11 protein-coding genes are annotated in these 18392 nt (G+C 71.4%); 8 read left to right on the forward strand and 3 right to left on the reverse strand.

From position 1 onward, the window contains the following. Positions 1-182: 182 nt before the first annotated feature. Together ACVTJA_RS37620 and ACVTJA_RS37625 are read left to right on the forward strand one after the other, a co-directional pair. On the forward strand, positions 183-2576 hold the full coding sequence (locus tag ACVTJA_RS37620) for a glycoside hydrolase family 31 protein (RefSeq protein ID WP_465827422.1): 2394 nt from the start codon (positions 183-185) through the stop codon (positions 2574-2576). 111 nt (positions 2577-2687) lie between these two features. Continuing rightward, positions 2688-3998 (forward strand): monooxygenase, encoded by a 1311-nt coding sequence (locus ACVTJA_RS37625; RefSeq protein WP_465827424.1) that lies wholly within the window; start codon positions 2688-2690, stop codon positions 3996-3998. A gap of 24 nt (positions 3999-4022) precedes the next feature. Here the strand turns inward: ACVTJA_RS37625 and ACVTJA_RS37630 are convergent, their stop codons facing one another. Further along, a complete protein-coding gene (locus ACVTJA_RS37630; protein ID WP_465827426.1) occupies positions 4023-5195 on the reverse strand; it encodes a threonine synthase in 1173 nt (390 codons plus the stop codon). Between the two features lie 163 nt (positions 5196-5358). On the opposite strand from ACVTJA_RS37630, the gene ACVTJA_RS37635 reads away from it, so the two are divergent. Beyond that, entirely contained in the window at positions 5359-8181 is a 2823-nt protein-coding gene (locus tag ACVTJA_RS37635; protein WP_465827427.1) for an alpha/beta hydrolase, read from the forward strand. A gap of 64 nt (positions 8182-8245) precedes the next feature. After that, a complete protein-coding gene (locus tag ACVTJA_RS37640) occupies positions 8246-8677 on the forward strand; it encodes a hypothetical protein (RefSeq protein ID WP_465827430.1) in 432 nt (143 codons plus the stop codon). A gap of 45 nt (positions 8678-8722) precedes the next feature. Here ACVTJA_RS37640 and ACVTJA_RS37645 read toward each other — a convergent pair whose 3' ends face one another. Beyond that, positions 8723-10738 (reverse strand): PAS domain-containing sensor histidine kinase, encoded by a 2016-nt coding sequence (locus tag ACVTJA_RS37645; protein WP_465827431.1) that lies wholly within the window; start codon positions 10736-10738, stop codon positions 8723-8725. 175 nt (positions 10739-10913) lie between these two features. Next, on the reverse strand, positions 10914-11684 hold the full coding sequence (xth, locus tag ACVTJA_RS37650) for an exodeoxyribonuclease III (RefSeq protein ID WP_465827432.1): 771 nt from the start codon (positions 11682-11684) through the stop codon (positions 10914-10916). A gap of 170 nt (positions 11685-11854) precedes the next feature. Between xth and ACVTJA_RS37655 the strand changes: the two genes are divergently transcribed. From ACVTJA_RS37655 to ACVTJA_RS37670, 4 genes are all read left to right on the forward strand, one after another. Beyond that, positions 11855-12928, forward strand: a complete 1074-nt coding sequence (locus tag ACVTJA_RS37655; RefSeq protein ID WP_465827433.1) for a tetratricopeptide repeat protein — start codon at positions 11855-11857, stop codon at positions 12926-12928. A gap of 96 nt (positions 12929-13024) precedes the next feature. Then, positions 13025-15658, forward strand: coding sequence for a penicillin-binding protein 1A (locus ACVTJA_RS37660; RefSeq protein WP_465827434.1), 2634 nt, complete (start codon positions 13025-13027; stop codon positions 15656-15658). After that, positions 15655-17028 carry an FG-GAP repeat domain-containing protein gene (locus tag ACVTJA_RS37665; protein WP_465827437.1) on the forward strand — a complete coding sequence of 458 codons (1374 nt, stop codon included), beginning with the start codon at positions 15655-15657 and terminating at the stop codon, positions 17026-17028. The genes ACVTJA_RS37660 and ACVTJA_RS37665 overlap by 4 nt, the downstream gene beginning before the upstream one ends. After that, on the forward strand, positions 17025-18392 hold the full coding sequence (locus ACVTJA_RS37670; RefSeq protein ID WP_465827440.1) for a peptide ABC transporter substrate-binding protein: 1368 nt from the start codon (positions 17025-17027) through the stop codon (positions 18390-18392). Before ACVTJA_RS37665 ends, ACVTJA_RS37670 begins: the two co-directional genes overlap by 4 nt.

An 18392-nucleotide genomic window follows, 5' to 3' on the forward strand; every position in this document is an offset into this window, starting at 1 on the left:
GAGAGGACCGTCGACCAGGATGACGTAGGGGCCTTTGCCCGTACCGATGACGGCTGAGACGGGAGCGGATTTCCGCGAGATTTGTTGCCTGGCCGAGACGCTCGAGTTTTTCAGAGGTCACGAAGCACAGCTTCTAGTCGTTCATCCACCGCGGCTCCAGGGCCCTCCGTAGTATCCGCGCCATGCGCATGACTGACCTGGCCGTCGAGCCCGCCCGACTGCGACTGTTCGGGCCACAGGCCGCCCTCGAAGTCTCGTGTCCCCTCCCCGGCGTGCTACGCCTTCGTCACGCACCGACCTCCGCCGCCGTCGGCTTCCTCCACCCGGAGCTGTCGGACAAGCGCTCCTGGGCCGTGGTGTCCACGGAAGCCGCGAGGCCGCTGGAGGTGACGCGCGAGGTGGGCCGCGTGCGGGTGCGCGCGGAGGGCGTGGCGCTGCTGCTGGAGCTGGAGCGCGGCACCTGGAGCTTCCACGACGCGGACGGGCGCGAGCTGGCGCGCAGCACGCGCGTGGCCGGAGACGTGAAGGCCGGCTACCCGATGACCACGTACCGCTCGTGGCTCACGCTGCACGCGCCGCCGGACGAGGCCTGGCTGGGCTTCGGCGAGAAGGTGGGCCCGCTGGACAAGCGCGGCATGCGCTTCACGTTCTGGAACACGGACGTGATTCCGCACCACCCGGACACGGACCCGCTCTACCAATCCATTCCCTTCTTCGTGGGCCTGCGCGGCGGCGTGGCGTGGGGCATGTACCTGGACGAGACGTGGCGCTGCGAGGTGGACGTGGCGCTCGCGGACGCCGAGGCCGTGGCCTGGGAGTCGTGGGGGCCGGAGCTGGACTGCTACCTCTTCGCGGGCCCGCAGCCGGTGGACGTGGTGCGGCGCTACACCGCGCTCACCGGCCGCATGCCGCTGCCGCCGCTGTGGAGCCTGGGCGCGCAGCAGAGCCGCTGGGGCTACGAGAACGCGCGCGACATCCGCGGCGTCATCCAGGGCTACCGCGCGCGGGATTTGCCGCTCGACTGCGTGTACCTCGATATCGACTACCTGGACACGTACAAGGTCTGGACGTGGGACCGCACCCGCTTCCCGGACCCGGCGGCGCTGGTGCGCGACGCGGCCGCCGAGGGCGTGAGGCTGGTCCCCATCATCGACCCCGCGCTGAAGCAGGAGCCGGGCTGGGCCGTGTACGACGAGGCCCGCGAGCGCGACTACCTGGTGCGCTACGACCGCGGCGACGTGCTGGTGGGCGAGGTGTGGCCGCGCCCCGCCGTCTTCCCGGACTTCACGCGCGAGGAGGTGCAGCGCTGGTGGGGCGGCCTGCACCGTGACTTCGTGGCGCTGGGCCTGGCCGGCTTCTGGAACGACATGAACGAGCCGTCCTGCTTCGCGGTGCTGCCGGACGTGGGCATCCTCACCATCACCGGCAAGCGCTCCGAGGGCGTGGGCACGGTGGAGGGCCAGACGCTTCCGTACGACGCGCGCCACGGGGACAAGCGACACATCGAGGTCCACAACGTCTACGCGATGGGCATGGCGAAGGGCGCGTGGGAGGCGCTGCGAGACATGCGGCCGGAGGCGCGGCCCTTCCTGCTGACGCGCGCGGGCTCGGCGGGCATCCAGCGCTACGCGGCGGTGTGGACGGGGGACAACTCCAGCCACTGGACGCAATTGGAGACGTCCATTCCCATGCTGGTGGGCCTGGGCGTGTCGGGCGTGCCCTTCACCGGCGTGGACATCCCCGGCTTCATCGGGAGGCCGAGTGGTGAATTGCTCGTGCGGTGGATGCAGACGGGGACGTTCTACCCGCTGATGCGCAACCACGCGGGCAAGGGCACACAGCCGCAGGAGCCGTGGCGCTTCGGAGAGCCGTACCTGTCCCTGGCGCGCGACGCACTGAAGCGGCGCTACCGGCTGCTGCCCACGCTCTACACGCTGATGCACGAGGCGTCCGTCTCGGGACTGCCCGTGCTGCGCCCGCTGGTGATGCACGCGCCGAAGGACACGGAGGCGGTGGGCGCGTTCGACCAGTTCCTCTTCGGTGAGGATTTGCTGGTGGCGCCGGTGGTGCGCCCGGGCCAGACGAAACGGCTGGCGTACCTGCCGGAGGGCATGTGGATGGAGTGGCCCGGCCTGGAGCGCCCGGGAGCGATTCACGAGGGTGCGAAGCACGTCATCGCTGAAGGCCCGCTGGACACGGTGCCGGTGTATCTGCGCGCGGGCGGCGCGGTGACGTTGACTCGGCCGGCGAAGCACACCACCACGGCCAACTGGGAGGAGCTGGAGTGGCACCTTCACGCAGCCACGGAGGTGCACGGCCGGCTCTACGAGGACGCGGGCGACGGGTACGGCGACCATCGTCTCACGGTGGTGGAGGGGCGGTTGGGCGAAGGCGACTTCAAGCTGACGCGCCGGGTCGAAGGGAAGCTGCCGCTGACCCGCACGGAGGAGACACTTCGGGTGTACGGCCTGCGATACGCGAGCGGCGTGAAGGGCGCGCTGTCGTTCCGTTTTGAACGAGGCGTGCTGGAGATGCGGGTCGCCGCGGACTGGACAGAGGTGACTGTCGCAACCTGAAGACGCGGGTGGCCGCGGATTGAACAGGGGCGTCTGTCACAACCTGAAGCCGCGTCCCCTGTTGAGGCATGATGCGGAGCCCCGTTCCGGGCCTGCCTCACTGAGATACCCATGCCCCGCCCTTCCCTCCTCCGCCTGTTCCCGGGCGCGCTCCTCGCCGCCGCCACCGCGTGCAGCGGCAGTGACATAGACACGCCCAACGACCCCGCACCTCCGGTCACGTGGCACAAGCACGTGGCGCCCATCGTGCAGTCGAAGTGCGCCAACTGTCACACCGAGGGCGGCATCGGCCCCTTCCCGCTGGAGACGTACGCGGACGTCTACGCTCACCGCAACGAAGTCAGGGCCGCCGTGCAGTCGCGCACCATGCCGCCCTGGCCACCGTCGTCCGACTGCAACACGTACAATCACGACCGCTCGCTCAGCGCCGAGCAGCAGGCCCTGCTCACGCGCTGGGTGGACGAGGGCGCCACCGAGGGAGACCCGGCCACCGCCTCCACCATCCCCGCTCCTTCCGGCGGACTGTCCCGCGCGGACGTCGTGCTGAAGATGCCGGAGCCCTACCTCCCCAACCAGTCTCCGGACGACTACCGCTGCTTCATCATCGACTGGCCGGAGACGCGCACGCGCTACATCACCGGCTTCCGCGCCGACCCGGGCAACCGAGCCACCGTCCACCACGTCATCGCCTTCCTCGCGGCGCCGTCGGAGGTGGCCGACTACGAGGCGCTGGACGCCGCCTCGCCGGGCCCCGGCTACACCTGCTTCGGCGGCCCCGGTGCCGCGGACGCCACCCGCGCGAAGTGGCTCGGCGGCTGGGCGCCCGGCAGCCTCGGCCAGGACTTCCCCGCCGGCACCGGCCTGCGAATCGAGCCCGGCTCCAAGGTCATCCTCCAGGTCCACTACAACGACCACGGCCAGCCCGCCGCCTCGGACCGCTCCGCCGTCGCCTTCAAGGTGGACGACACGGTGGAGAAGGTCGCCTACGTGCAGCCCTGGTCCAACCCCGCGTGGGTGAATGGCACCGTGCCCATGCACATCCCCGCCGGCAACGCGGACGCCACGCAGGTCTGGTCCCTGGAGCTCACGCCCTTCCTCGGCTTCACCACCGGCGGCGTGCTCACGAGCAACGTCCCCGTCACCATCCACAGCGCCGCGCTGCACATGCACACGCGGGGCACCCACGCGCGTACGGAAATCGTGCGCGCCTCCGGCACCCGCGAGTGCCTCCTGGACATCCCCCACTGGGACTTCCACTGGCAGGGCCAGTACAGCCTCCAGAAGCCCGTGCAGCTGTGGAACGGGGACAAGCTGAACGTGGAGTGCCACTGGGACAACAGCGCCCCGGGCGCCACGGACCGTGGGTGGGGTGAGGGCACCGACGACGAGATGTGCCTCGGCGTCTTCTACCTCACCCAGTAGCGCCCCGAGCCCTACGGCCCCGCGTCACCAGAGCGGGGCCATGTTCTCCACGTACTTGAAGCCCGTGCCGGTGTTGAACACCACCACGGACTCGTCGGGCGTCACCTGCCCCGACGCCTGGAGCTTGCGCAGCGCCGCCACGCACGCACCGCCCTCGGGCGCGACGAAGAGGCCTTCCGCGGCGGAGATGTCCTTCACGCCCTGGATGATTTCCGCCTCCGTCACCGACACCGCCGTGCCCCGGCTCTCCTTCACCGCGCGGAGGATGAGGAAGTCGCCCAGCGCCTTGGGCACCCGCAGGCCGTGCGCGTGCGTCGTCGCGCCCTGCCACATGGGCGCATCCGGCTTGCCCTCCTCGTGGGCCTTCACAATCGGCGCGCAGCCCTCCGCCTGCACCGCCACCATGCGCGGCCGCTTCGAGCCGATGAGGCCCATGGCCTCCATCTCCTCGAAGGCCTTCCACATGCCGATGAGGCCGGTGCCGCCACCCGTCGGGTAGAGGATGACGTCGGGCAGCGTCCAGCCGAGCTGCTCGGCCAATTCGTAGCCCATCGTCTTCTTGCCCTCGACGCGGTAGGGCTCCTTCAGCGTGGCGCACTCGTACCAGCCATGCTCCTTCGCGAGCGCCGCGCACACCCGGCCCGCGTCGGTGATGACGCCCTCCACCGTCTCCACGTGCGCGCCGTACGCGCGCGTCTCCATGAGGAAGAGGTTGGCGATGTCCTTCGGCAGGAAGACGTGCGCCTCCAGCCCGCCGCGTGCCGCGTAGGCCGCCAGCGCGCTGCCCGCGTTGCCCGCCGAGGGCAGACACACCGCCTTCGCCCCCAGCACCTTCGCCATGGTGACGGCCGCGGACAGGCCGCGCGCCTTGAAGGAGCCCGTGGGGTTGCCGCTCTCGTCCTTCACCCAGACGCGCTTCATGCCCAGCTTCGCGCCAAGCCGCGGCGTCTGGAGCAGCGGCGTCCAGCCCTCGCCCAGGCTCAGCCGCTGGGCCGGGTCCTCCACCGGCATCACCTCGTGGTAGCGCCACATGGAGCGCTCGCGCGTGGCCAGCGCTTCCGGCCGCAACGTCTTCGCGGCGCGCTCCAAATCGTAGCGCGCGAACAACGGCGCGTTGCACGCGGTGCACAGGTTCAGCACGGCGCCCGGCGCGTACGTCCGGTCACACTTCGTACAGTCGAGTCGCATCAAGGCCATGCGGCTGAATCTATGACCCGCGCCTCCGGGATGGCACTGCGCGTTGCGAAGAAGTTCCGGGAATTACGTTCAATTCCATGATTCACTCATAGTCGCAGTCGCCGTAGCAGTCGCAACGCGGTTGCAACATCACCCCCCCCCTCCACACAGGTCAGGAGTTCCCATGAGACGTCTCGCATGGCTCTGCGTCCTGCTGTCCGCGGCGGTCGCCGGTGGCGTCCTCCAGGAGCACAGCAGTCACGTAGGAGCGTCGTTCAACGTGCTCCCGAAGGAACCCGGGGTCTACCCTGTCGACACGCAGGGCAACCTCATCGAATCCCTCCCCATCGGCCAGTCGCTCCACGTGGGCCTGGTGGGACTGCAACCGAGCACCGTCTACGAGTTCCGCATGGGCGTGGATGAGCCCGAGCTGCCCTCGCTGGAGCGGGCGGTGGGCTTCGCGCGCGCCACGACGGACGCGCGGGGAAACATCCAGCCGCTCATCCTCTGGTACCAGTCCGGCGTGGTGGGCTGCAACGAGCGGCCCAAGTTCCAGGAGGCGCCGTTCCGCTTCCGTGACTTCGACCAGGCCGTGGAGGCGCTCGACGGGCACACGCTGACCGTCTCCGTCCACGCGGTGGCGCGGGACGAGAAGGGCGACACCCCGCCCATGAAGCTGCCCGTGGGCCCGGCCGAGGCCAGCTTCCGCCTGCCGCTCAAGAAGGTCGATGACGCGCCGCTCGTCTACGCGTCCAACGACAGCGGCTGCCTGCTGAACGCGAGCGAGGCGAACAGCTCGGAGATGTACGTCAGCGGCCGCGGCTTCCTGCCTGGCGAGGCGCTGGAGGTGGCGGTGGTGCCCAACCAGCGCGCCTGGCGCGAGGGCGACACGCTCACCGACGTCACCGGCGAGAACTTCGCGCCCGAAATCGAGCGCGTCTTCGCCGACTCCTCCGGCCGCTTTACCGCGCCAGTGTGGAAGCGCGACCTGCAACGCCGTGGCGTCTTCGACATCATCGTGCGCCGGCTCCAGTTCGAGCCGCCGCAGGGCCGGCTTGGCGTGCGCGACGTGGTGTCCTACGGCATCGACACCGGCTACGTGCTGTACCTCATCTACCCCATCGGCGGCCCCACCATGGACATCGCGGGCCGGCCGCTGCCGAGCTTCCCGTACTACGAGTTCGCCGACGCCTTCGCCGACACCAATGACCCCGTCTGGGGAGCGGTGGACCCGACGTACGTCCCCGCGGGCCACACCGGCGGGACGTGGGCCGCCTACTACGTGGTGAACCACCGCGACCCGCTGCAGTGGGCCGCCAACAACACCCTGGTGGACGTGTCCGGAGGCATCGAAATCCATCCGGTGAAGGCCGGCTGCGTCAACGGCACCGACACCATCATCTGGAACCCCACGCTCACCCAGGGCAAGTACGACGTGGTGGTGGACTTCGGCTCCACGGTGGCCAACACCGCCGCGGCCTATTCCACGGATGGCCAGTACAACAGCGCCATCGACTTCCTGGACGGCTCGAACCAGATCGGCTTCCAGGTGGGCAAGGACCCGTACACGACGGGCACCTTCCCCGTCGGCCAGGACAGCTACAGCACCGACGACTTCTTCCCCACGATTGGCGCCGCGTCCAACGTGGACCTGCGCGCGGTGATTCGCTACCCGGCCACCGTGGCGGGCGTGGGCACGCCGGTGGCCGCTGGCACGCACCCCCTCTTCATCATCGAGCACGGCAACCACGGCTACTGCCGCAACGCCGGCCAGTCGCATGCCGCGTGCACCAACCGCGTGCGCAACCACGAAGGCTACATGCAGTTGCTCAACAACCTGGCCAGCCACGGCATCATCGCCGTCTCCATCGACGCGTATGATTTGACGGGCCCGGTGCCGCAGTGGATTTTCGAGCGCGGCACCCTCATCCTCAAGCACCTGGAGCTGTGGTCGCACCTCAACAACGCGGCCACCTTCCCTGCGTACCCGAACTACTTCACGGGCCGCTTCAGCGGGAAGGTGGACATGACGAAGATTTCCGTCTCCGGCCACTCGCGCGGCGGCGAGGCCTCTGTCGCGGCGTACATGTTGAACACGACGTTCAACATCGGCTCGGTGTCGTCCATCGCCCCGGTGGATGGGCAGGGCTACACGCTGCCCGCGGGCGTGCCCTACTTCGTCATCCTGCCCTCGGCGGACGGCGACGTGTCCACCCTGGCCGGCGCGAAAATCTATGACCGGGCCCTGGGGACGAAGTCGAGCATCGACGTCTACGGTGCCAGCCACAACTTCTTCAACACGGTGTGGGCCGCGGACGGAGACGACTCGCCCGCCAGCCGCCAGGACTACATCACCGCCACCAACCAGCAGCGCATCGGCGAGGCGTGGCTGGCGGCCTTCACCCGCCTGCACCTGAAGAACGAGACGGTGTACGGCGACATGATGCGCGGGCAGCTCGTGTTCCCCTCGTTCGCCGGGTTCAAAATCTACCCGACGCACCATGAGAACCAGCACTCGCGGCTGTCGAGCGGCAGCTCGGCGGACTTCGCCGGCGCGGGCGCGCTGACGATGACCAACGTCACCAACCCCGCGCCCCACCAGACGCAGGTGGTGCGCATGAACTGGACGGCGGGCACGGCCACCGCGACGCGCACGGTGCCGCTGGCCCAGCGCGACACCACGGGCCTGGAGGTGGTCGCCTTCCGCGTGGCGCGGACGACGTCCGCCCTGAATCCGGCGGCCGGCAGCCAGGACTTCACCCTGGAGCTGGTGGGCGCCGGCATCACCCGCGGCACCACGGTGGCGAAGTTCGACACCATTCCCAAGCCCTACCCGCACCCGTACGGCTTCACGCACACGGTGCTGACGTCCGTGCGCGTGCCGCTGCACAGCTTCATCATGAACAACTCCGGGTTGCCGCTGAACAACGTCGACACGGTGCGCTTCACCTTCAACAGCCCCACCACTGGAGAAATCTATGTCGACGACGTCGAGTTCTCGCGCTAGCCGGCTGTTCATCCTCGCCTGCACCTGCGCCGCGCTCACCGGCTGCGCGGAGGAGCCCCGTTCCATGGCGGACACGTCCTCCAAGACTCCGCCCGCGGCCACCCCGGCCTCGCTCCAGGCCGCGGGCGGCCCGGCGGCCCCCCGGCCGGTGGAGCTGCGCTCGGTGGAGGTGAAGCGCGTGCGCGGTGACGCCGAGCTGTCGCGCATGGCGGGCGAGCGCCTGCTCGCCAGCGGCGGCGAGCCCCTGGCCATCGAGGTGCGGACGGCCGAGCCGCTCGGCAACCTCGAGCGCGGCGCGTCGCCGGAAATCTACGTCAACGGCGCGCGGCTCGGAGACACCTGGGCCCCGGCCCAGGACCGGCTCGTCGTCATCGTCCCGGAGAGCGACGTGAAGAAGCTCCAGGACGTGAACGAGGTGACGGTGGCGTGGCTCGGCGCCGAGCAACTGACGCGCAGCCGGACACCGCTGCGGCTCGACAAGTCGATGCTGCCGTAGTGACTGCCCGCGGGCCCCGGGGATGCGTCACCGGGGCCCGCTGCTTCACGGCTTCGCTGTGGGCGGCGTCAGCGGCAGCCGCACGGTGAAGGCGGAGCCCCGCCGCGGCTCGCTCTTCACGCGGATGGTGCCCCCCAGGGCCTCGACAATCTGCCGGGTGATGTAGAGCCCCAGCCCGAGGCCGCCGTAGTGCCGCTCGCTCACCGCGCGCTCGAACTTCTCGAAGATGCGCGCCAGCGCATCCGGGGCGATGCCGATGCCCTCGTCCTTCACCTCGATGCAGGCCGTGCTGCCCTCGCCCCACACGCGCGCGTGGACGGGCTTGCCTCCGCCGTACTTGAGCGCGTTGGACAGGAGGTTGGTCATCACCTGCTCCAGCCGTTGCCGATCCCACACGCCCACCAGCGGCTCCGGCACGTCCACCACCAGCCGGCCGCCCAGGCGCAGCACCTCGGGCTCGAAGCGGGCCACCGAGTCGCGCACCAGCGCGCAGAGGTCCACCACCTCCAGCGTCAGCGAGAAGCGCCCGGAGTTGATGCGCGAGATGTCCAGCAGCTCGTCCATCAGCGACGACAGGCGCTGCACCTGCTGCCGCATCATGTCCAAATCGCCCGACAGCCGGGGGAAGCGCTCGCGGGGCAGCGACTCCGCCGAGCGCGCCAGCATCTGCAGCTTGAGGGACAGCGGCGTCAGGGGCGTCTTCAATTCGTGGCTCGCCACCTGGAGGAACTCCTCGCGCACGCGCACCGCCTGCTGCGCCTCGCGGTAGAGCCGGCCGTTGTCCACCGCGAGGGCGGCGCGGCGGGCCAGGTCCTCGGCCGTCTCCAAATCCGACAGGGTGAAGCGCCGGCCGGAGCCGATGGTGAGGAAGGTGAGGACGCCCAGCGTGCGGCCCCGCGCAATCAGCGGGACGGACATCAGCGACCGGAAGCCGATGGCGCGCATGTGCTCCAGGTGCTCCGGGCTGTACGCCGCCTGCTGCTTGAAGATGTCATCCGCGTCCTCGACGAGGATGGCCCGCCCCTCACGCAGTGCCTGACTGGGAGCGTGTCCGGACTGGCCCGAGACGACGGGCGGGAAGCCGTGCGTCTCCCGGGTCAGCGGCTCCTGCTCGGGGTCCGCGCAGACCACCTTCACCCGTTTGATGCCGCCGCCCTCCTGGAGGAGGTCGAGCATGCACCAGTCGCTCAGGGTGGGCACGGCGAGCTCCGCGGCGCGCGACAGCGTGGCCTCGAAGTCGAGCGACTCGGAGAGGACGCGGCTCGCCTCGGACACGAAGGCCACGCGCTCCTCGACGCGCTTGCGCTCGTGGATGTCGACGACGGTGCCGATGTAGCCGAGGAACTTGCCGTGGCTGTCGAGCCGGGGGCTCGCGGCACCGATGGCCCAGCGGTACCCGCCATCACGCGTGCGGACCCGATACTCCACGCGGAAGGACTCCTGGCGCTCATGCGCCGAGAGGAAGGCCTCGCTGACCCGCTCGCGGTCCTCGGGGTGCAGGGTGGCCATCCACCCGAAGCCGTAGGCCTCCGCCTCCAACTGGCCGGTGAACTCGCGCCACTGGCGGTTGTGGTAGGTGCAGGCCCCCGTCGTGTCCGTCATCCACAGCATGACCGGCGCGCTGTCCGCCATGTTGTGGAAGCGCAACTCGCTCTCGCGCAGGCGGTTCTCCCGGTCCCTCAGGTCCTGCGCGGCGAGGTGGCGCTCCGTCACGTCGCGGATGAAGAGGATGAGCCCCGTGGAGCAGGGCGAGGCCCGGGCCTCGAACCAGGCGTCCGAGATGGGGACGAAGTCCTCGTGGACGACCTCGACGCCCTCGCGCATGGCGCGCTGGTAGGCGGCGCCGAAGGAGCTGGTCCGCAGGCTGGGGAATTCCACCCACAGGTCGCGTCCCAGGAGCTGCTGGCGCGAGCGGCCGAGGACGCGCTCCATCCACGCGTTGACGAAGGAGAGGCGCCACTGGCGGTCCACCGCCACGACGCCGTGGCCCACCCCGTCCAGCATGGCCGCGAAGGAGGCGGACGTCGGCTCCAGTGAGGTGTCCGGTCCGCTCGAATCCATGGTGAGTTCCACCCCTTGGCGCCTCCTCGCGTCGCGGTCCGACGTGCGGGCGGCTGTCCGGGGGAACCTTACGGAAGAGTCGTGCGCTCCGTCTGCTCGCGGAGCGCCCGAGCGTCAACCAGACGCAACCCGGACGAGCCCCCCTCGGGGCTTGAACAGGGCCGCGTGCCGGAGGTCATCCACGCAGCTCCAGCCACACCGGGGCGTGGTCGGAGGGCTGCTTCCCCTTGCGCTCCTCGCGGTCCACGTCCACCACCGCGAGGCGCGGAAGGAGCGACTCCGTCACGTAGAGGTGGTCGATGCGCAGGCCGCGGTTCTTGGGGAAGGCCAGCATGCGGTAGTCCCACCAGGAGAACTTCTGCACGTCCGGGTGGAGCTGGCGGAAGGCGTCCTTCAGGCCGAAGTCGCACACGCGCTGCAGGGCGTCCTTCTCCTTCTGCGTGAAGAGCGTCTGTCCCTCCCACTCCTTCGGGTCGTACGTGTCGATGTCGGCGGGGGCCACGTTCCAGTCGCCGCCCAGAATCAGGGGCTCGCCGGGCTGGTGGCGCGTGTCCAGGTAGCGGCGCAGCCGCTCGTACCACTGGAGCTTGTAGTGGTACTGCTCCGAGTCGACGGACTGCCCGTTGGGCGCATAGGCGCTCACCACGCGGATGCCGCCCACCGTCGCGGCGATGAGGCGCGCGTGCGTGTCATCCACGCCGTCCGACAGGCCCTTCACCACGTCGCGCGGCTCCTCCTTCGCGAGGATGGCGACGCCGTTGTACGTCTTCTGCCCGTGGACGGCGGCGTGGTAGCCGAGCGCGCGCACGGCCTCCATGGGGAAGTCCGCCTCGGTGCACTTGAGCTCCTGAAGGCAGAGGATGTCCGGCTGCCGGGTCTTCAGCCACTCGAGCAGGCGCTCCTGACGGGCCCGCACCGAGTTCACGTTCCAGGTGGCGATCTTCATCGCGCGGACCGTCGCATGACACCCGCGCCCCCGCCACGCTTTTCCCCGTCCGTGTGGCCGGCGGGACACACCCTCTCCGAGCCTCCCAGGCAAGGGCACTGGCACGGCCATCGCAATGCCCCGGGGTGGGAGCCCGTCGCACGGTGCTCCCAAGTCGAGGTGTCGTCGCCATGAGCCCCACGCGTACCCGCAAGGCCGCAGCCCCCTCCCGCTTCACCCTGCCCGCCGCGTTGAAGAAGGCGCTGCTGCCCGCCTGCCTCGCCGCGCTCGGAGTCGCCGCGTGGGATGACGTACCCCTTCCGCCGGCCTGGCGCCCGTGGCTCGCCGTCGTCCAGCAGGCCCGGCCGCAGCACGAGGGCCCGGGTGCCACGCCTTCCCCGGCGCCGTCCGCCACGGCGTCCTCCGAGGGCGTGACGGGGGATGAGGCCTCCGCGACGGCCCGGGTGGAGCCCGTCGCGGCCCGTGAGCCGGCGGAGGACGCGCTCTCGCTGCCCCACACGCACGGGCGCCGCGTGGACCACCTCGCGCGGGCGCGCACGCTGCGTGAGTTGGGAGACCTCTCGGGTGCCCTCACGGAGTGCCGCCGCGCCCTGCATGACGACCCGACCGACACGGACGCGCTGGCACAGGCCGCGCGGCTCGCCCGCCTCACCGGACAGACGGAGGTGGCGGTGCGGGCCTACGAGCGGCTCGGCCGGCTGCTGCCCGAGGACTCCGGGGCGCTGGTGCAGCAGGCGCGACTGCTGGTGACGCTGGGCCGCTACGCGGAGGCCGTGCAGGTGGGCGAGGAGGCCGTGCTGCGCAGCCCCGAGGACGCGGAGGTGTACCAGGTGCTCGGCCGGGCCCACCTGGGCGCGGGGCAGTTGTCCGCCGCCATCCTCCGCTTCCAGCAGGCCGTCCACCTGGAGCCGGAGCACGGCTACGCGCTGAACAACCTGGGCTTCGCCTACCTGCGCGCGGGGGAGAACGGCAGGGCGGCGGACGTGCTCGCCCAGGCCGCCGCCCTGCTGCCCCACGTGGCCTACGTGCACAACAACCTCGGGGTGGCCTACGAGCGGCTCGGGCGCATGGAGGAGGCGCGCGCCGCGTACGCCAACGCCACCCGGCTGTCGCCGCGCTACGTGCAGGCGCGCGTCAACGCGGACCGCGTCAACCGGCTGGCCCGCGTGGACGTCGCACTGCCCGGGAGCCCTGAGGCCCTGGCGCCCCGGCCCGAGGAGGTGCCCGCGCCGTCTGTTCCGTAGCGCTCCCTCGCCCGGGGGCCGGCCTCGACAGGGCCTTCCGGGCGGTTCCCGTTCCCCTCCGCGCGGTCTAACGTGCAGGCCCCTTCCGAAAGCGCCATGACTCCGGCTCCCGAGAATCCCACTCCGCCCGCAACCTCCACGCCCCCTTCCGCGACGCCTCCGGCGCCCGAGCGTCCAGGCTTCGGGGCCCGGCTCTGGCGCTGGACGAAGCGGCTGCTCGTCCTCGGCGTGGTGTGCCTGCTGCTCGGCCTGGGCGCCATCGTGGGCGGGTACGTCTATTACAGCCAGGACCTGCCGTCGGTGGAGACGCTGCGCAACTACCAGCCGCCGCAGGTGACGAAGGTGACGTGCGGCGACGGCAGCCTCTGCGCGGAGTTCGCGCACGAGCGCCGCACGCTGGTGCGCGTGGAGGATTTGCCTCCGCACGTGCGCAACGCCTTCCTCGCCGCCGAGGACGCGGACTTCTACAAGCACGAGGGCATCGACCCGTTCGGCATCGCCCGCGCGGCCATCAAGAACCTCATCCCCGGCAGCCGCAAGTCCGGCGCGTCCACGATTACGCAGCAGGTGGTGAAGAACCTCCTGCTCACGCCGGAGCGCAGCTTCGCGCGCAAGGCGCGCGAGTGGATTCTGACGCCGCGCGTGGAGGAGGCGCTGACGAAGGACCAGATTCTCGCGCTCTACATCAACCAGTCCTACTACGGGCAGCGCCGCTACGGCCTGGAGGAGGCCGCGCTCTTCTACTTCGGCAAGCACGCGAAGGATTTGGGCGTGGGCGAGGCGGCGGTGCTCGCGGGCACGGTGCAGTTGCCCCACCGCATCAACCCGGTGACGAACATGACGCGCGCCAAGTCGCGCCAGCGCTACGTGCTGGGGCAGATGGCGCAGCACGGCTTCGTGCCGAAGGCGGTGGCGGACGCGGAGCTGGACAAGCCCATCGTCCTGGCGCCCCGTCAGGAGAAGCCGGTGGGCCTGTACTACTCGGAGGAGATTCGCCGCACCCTCGTGGAGCGCTATGGCGAGAAGGCCGTCATGGAGGGTGGCCTGCGCGTGGACATCGCCATGGTGCCGAAGCTCCAGGCCACCGCCGAGCAGGCGGTGCGCGAGGGCCTGGAGGCGGTGGACCGGCGCCAGGGCTACCGTGGCCCTAGGGGCACGCTGACGGACGCGCAGTGGGAGCGCTTCCGCGCGCTGGTGGCCACACGAATCGAGGAGGCCGGGCGCCGGCAGAAGGACCAGGGCTACGTGGCGGACCTGTCGCCGCTGGCCAAGGCGGAGAAGGAGGAGCCCAAGGCGCCGCAGGCGGCCGTCGGCAGCACGGCGGAGCTGGAGGAGGACGGCGCCGAGGAGCAGCTCCCGGATTTGACGCCCGAGGAGGAGGCCGCGCGCTCCGAGGAGGAGTTGCTGGCGCGCAACGTGCGCCTCAAGCCGCTGGAGGAGGGTCTGCGCGTCACCGGCTACGTCACCGAGGTGGACGAGAAGCGCAACGTGGCGAAGGTGGACCTGGTGGGCCGCACGGCCGAGGTGCCCTTCTCCACCGCGACGTGGGCACGGCAGAAGGGCAAGGCCGCGCCGAAGGGCATCGCCGACGTGTTCGCCAAGGGGCAGCTCGTCTACGTGCGCGTGCTGAAGGCGCCGCCCGCGCCGGCCTTCGTGGAGGCCGCGCTGGACCAGGTGCCCATCGTGCAGGGCGGCCTCGTGGTCATCAACCCGGAGAACCGCAATGTCGTGGCGCTGGTGGGCGGCTACGACGCGGAGCGCTCGTCGTTCAACCGCGCGACGCAGGCGAAGCGGCAGCCGGGCTCGTCCTTCAAGCCCTTCCTGTACGCGGCGGCCATGGGCAGCGGGCGCTTCACGCCGCTGTCCAAGGTGAATGACGCGCCCGAGGCGATTCGCGACCCGTACACGGGCAGGACGTGGAAGCCGCAGAACTACGACCGCCAGTTCGAGGGGCCGATGACGCTGCGCGCGGCGCTCACCAAGTCGAAGAACACGGTGTCGGTGCGGCTCATCGAGGCGCTCACGCCGGCCACGGCCATCGACTTCGCGCGCCGCGCGGGCATCCACTCGGCGCTGCCGGAGAACCTCACGCTGGCGCTGGGCACCGGCGAGGTGACGATGCTGGAGGCCGTCAACGCGTACGCGACGCTCCAGGCCAACGGCCGCTACGCGGAGCCGCTCCTGCTGCTGCGCGTGCGCGATGGGAGCGGCAAGGTGCTGGAGGAGCACCAGCCCGCCTTCGAGGAGACGCTGCCTCCGGCCGTCGCGTACCTGGCCACGTCGCTGATGCGCAGCGTGGTGGAGGAGGGCACGGCCCGGGCGGTGACGGAGCTCAACCGCCCCGCCGCCGGCAAGACGGGCACCACGCAGGAGTCCAAGGACACGTGGTTCTCCGGCTACACGGCGGACTGGGTGGCCAGCGCGTGGGTGGGCTTCGACGACAACTCGCCGCTGGGTGGCAGCGAGACGGGTGGCCGCGCCGCGCTGCCCATCTGGCTCAAGTTCATGCGCGTGGCCCACGAGGGCCTACCCGCGCGCGAGTTCGAGGTGCCGCCCGGCGTGGTGCAGGTGCGCATCGACCCCGCCAGCGGACTGCTCGCGGGCAACTCCGTCCCGGGCCGGCTGGAGCCGTTCCTGGAGGGCACGCAGCCCACCGCCGAGGCGCCTCCGCCCGGCCAGGTGTCCACCGACCAGTTCTTCCTCGAAGAAGGTAACAGGAAGGGTTTGTGAGCCGAAGCCGAGCGTTGCTCCTCGCCCCGGTGCTGGCCGCGCTCGCGGCCGGCGCTGTTTCGCGGTCCGCCGCCGCTGCATCCACTCCAGAGCAGGCCTCCGCCGTCGACCGCCTCGCGAAGTCGCTGGCGGACGAGGTGCGCGCGCTGCCTCCGGAGCCGCCGGTGGCCCTGCATCTGTCCGGAAGCACCGCCGAATTGCGACGCGCCGTGGGCAGCGAATTGGCGGCGCGGCTGGCCGCGCTGGGACTGGCGCCGGTGGTGGTGGACGCGCCCACAGCCGAGGCGGCGGAAGCGGCCGCTCGGGCGCAGGGGGCGCGCACGCTGGTGCGGCTCACGCTGTACGTGGAGGCCGGTGAGTTGCGCGCGCACGGCGACGTGCTGGGCACGTGGGTGAACTTCTGGTCCGGCCGCACGGCCACGCGTCCGCCGACGCCCTCGGGCGCGGTGGCGCAGTCGGTGGAGGCGGACGCGGCCGTGCTGGCGCTGGCCTCGGCGGGAGGCCCGCCCGCGCCCGCGACGAATGGCGCCGCCACCCGGGGTGTGCGCCTGCTGGGCGCGGTGCTGGCGAAGCTGGAGCATCCGCTCGCGGCGCTGGCCTCGGGGGATTTGGACGGCGACGGCCGGGACGAGATTGCCGCCCTCACCGAGTACGACGTGTCCGTCTTCGCGGCGGACGGGCGGCTGGTGGCGCGGCGCGAGTTGGACGCGCTGCCTCCAGGCAATGCCACCACCCGCGAGCCCTTCGGCGCGCTCGCCGTGCTGCAGGGGCCGCCGAGGCTGGCCGCGTGGAGCACGCGCCACGCGCACGGCGAGGTGCTCACGCTGGATGCGGCGCGCGGCATATTGAAGCCCGTGGGCACACCGGATGCGGCGCCGCTGGGGCCCGCCGAGCGCGGCACCTTCGTCCCCGGACAGACGGCCTTCGCGCCGGAGGTGCGGCTGGCCGACGGGCGCACGCTGACGGTGCCCGCGTCCTTCACCACCGCGAGCCTGTCCGCGCCGCGGTTGCTCTTCGTCCACCCGGACGGCTCCGCGTCCCTCTACTCGCGCGCGGGTTCTGCGCCCGCTCGGCTCACGGGCCTGGGCGCGGGGAGCGCGCTGGGCGACGTGGACGGTGACGGGCTGCCGGAGTTGCTCACCACCTCGCCGCAGCTCCAGCCGTCGCCGGACGTGCTGCGCATCTACGCCTCCAACGGCGACGACCCCACCGCGCACGAGCCGCTGTGGCAGGGCGCGCTGCCCGCCGGCCGCGCGCTGTACGTGGTGACGGCCGACCTGGACGGCGACAAGCGCCGCGAGGTGGTGGTGGGCCTGTCGAAGCCGGATGGCACCGGCGAGCTCTTCCTCCTGCGCCACGGTGCGCCATGACGCTCCGCTCCGCTCTCGCGTGTCTGTTGCTCCTCTCCTCCGCGCCCGCGCTGGCGGCCGGACGCCCGCGCTACGGCGGTGATTTGCGCGTGGCGCATGACGGCCCTCCCGAAGTCAGTGAGCCCGCGCTCGCCGACACGCCGCTGGAGGCCACGCTGCTGGGGCTCTTGTCGCGCCCGGTGTGCCGGGTGATGCCGGATGGCACGGCGCAGCCTTCGCTGGCGCGTGAGGTGTCGCGCCCCACGCCGCTGTCCGTGCGCCTGACGCTGCCCAACGCGGCCACGGCGAGCGCGCTGGCCCGCGCGTGGATGCGGCTGGCCAGCCCGGAGGCCGCCTCGCCGTACCGGGCCCTGCTCTTCCCGGTGCGCGGCGAGGCGCGGCAGGTGAGCACCCAGGGCGCCATGGTGGAGCTGACGCTCGCCTTCCCCTGGCCGGACCTGGAGCGCGCGCTGTGCCACCCGGCGCTGGCCGCGCCCGTGGGGCCCGCGCAGGGGCCCTTCAGCGCGGCGGGACGGGGCACGCTGGAGGCGCAGCTCGCGTGGCCTCAAGGAAGGCCGTACATGGACCGGCTGCTGCTCACCGGCACGGATGAGCGGGGCCTGGCGCGCCTGTGGTCGTCGCGGCAGGTGCAGTTGGAGCTGGGCGTGGCCACGGAGACGGACACCACGGCGGGTGCGCCCTACTACGCCACCTTCCTGGCCTTCTCGCCGAGGAAGCTGCCCGCGGACTTCCGGCAGGCGGTGGAGAGCGCCATCGACCGCGAGGACCTCACGCGCCTGTTCGTCCACGCGCCCGCGCAGCCGATGCCGCACCTGCTGCCTCCCGCGCTGATGCCGCAGGGCCCGCGTCCCCGCCCCGCGCCTCCCGCCGCGAGCCCGCCGCGCACGGTGACGCTCGTGTACGACGCGTCGCTGGAGGACCAGCGCGCGGTGGCCGAGCGCATCCAGGTGAAGCTGCACGAGCGCGGCTACACCGTCGCGCTGGAGCCGACGCCGCGCGCGGCGCTGCGCACGCGCTGGGCGAAGGGCGACTTCGAGCTGATGCTGCACGCGCTGCTGCTGCCTCCCTCGGCGGGCCCCGCGCTGGCGGTGGTGCTGGACGCGGGCGGACGGAGGGACTTGCTCGGCGTGGAGCTGCCGGCCATCGGCGCGCTGGCGGACGCGGGAGCCCGGGACGCGCGCGCGCGTGAGAGGGCCCTGGCGCTGGCGCCGTCCGTGCCGCTGGTGCCGCTGTACGCTCAGGGTCTGGGCGTGCGCCTCGCGCCGGAGGTGGGCGGGCTGCGCTTCGACGCGCAGGGCCTGCCGCTGGTGGACGGGCTGTACTTCGCTCCGCAGGAGGGCACGGCCACCGGAGGCCGTCCGTGA

The sequence above is a fragment of the Pyxidicoccus sp. M6 genome (assembly GCF_055568925.1).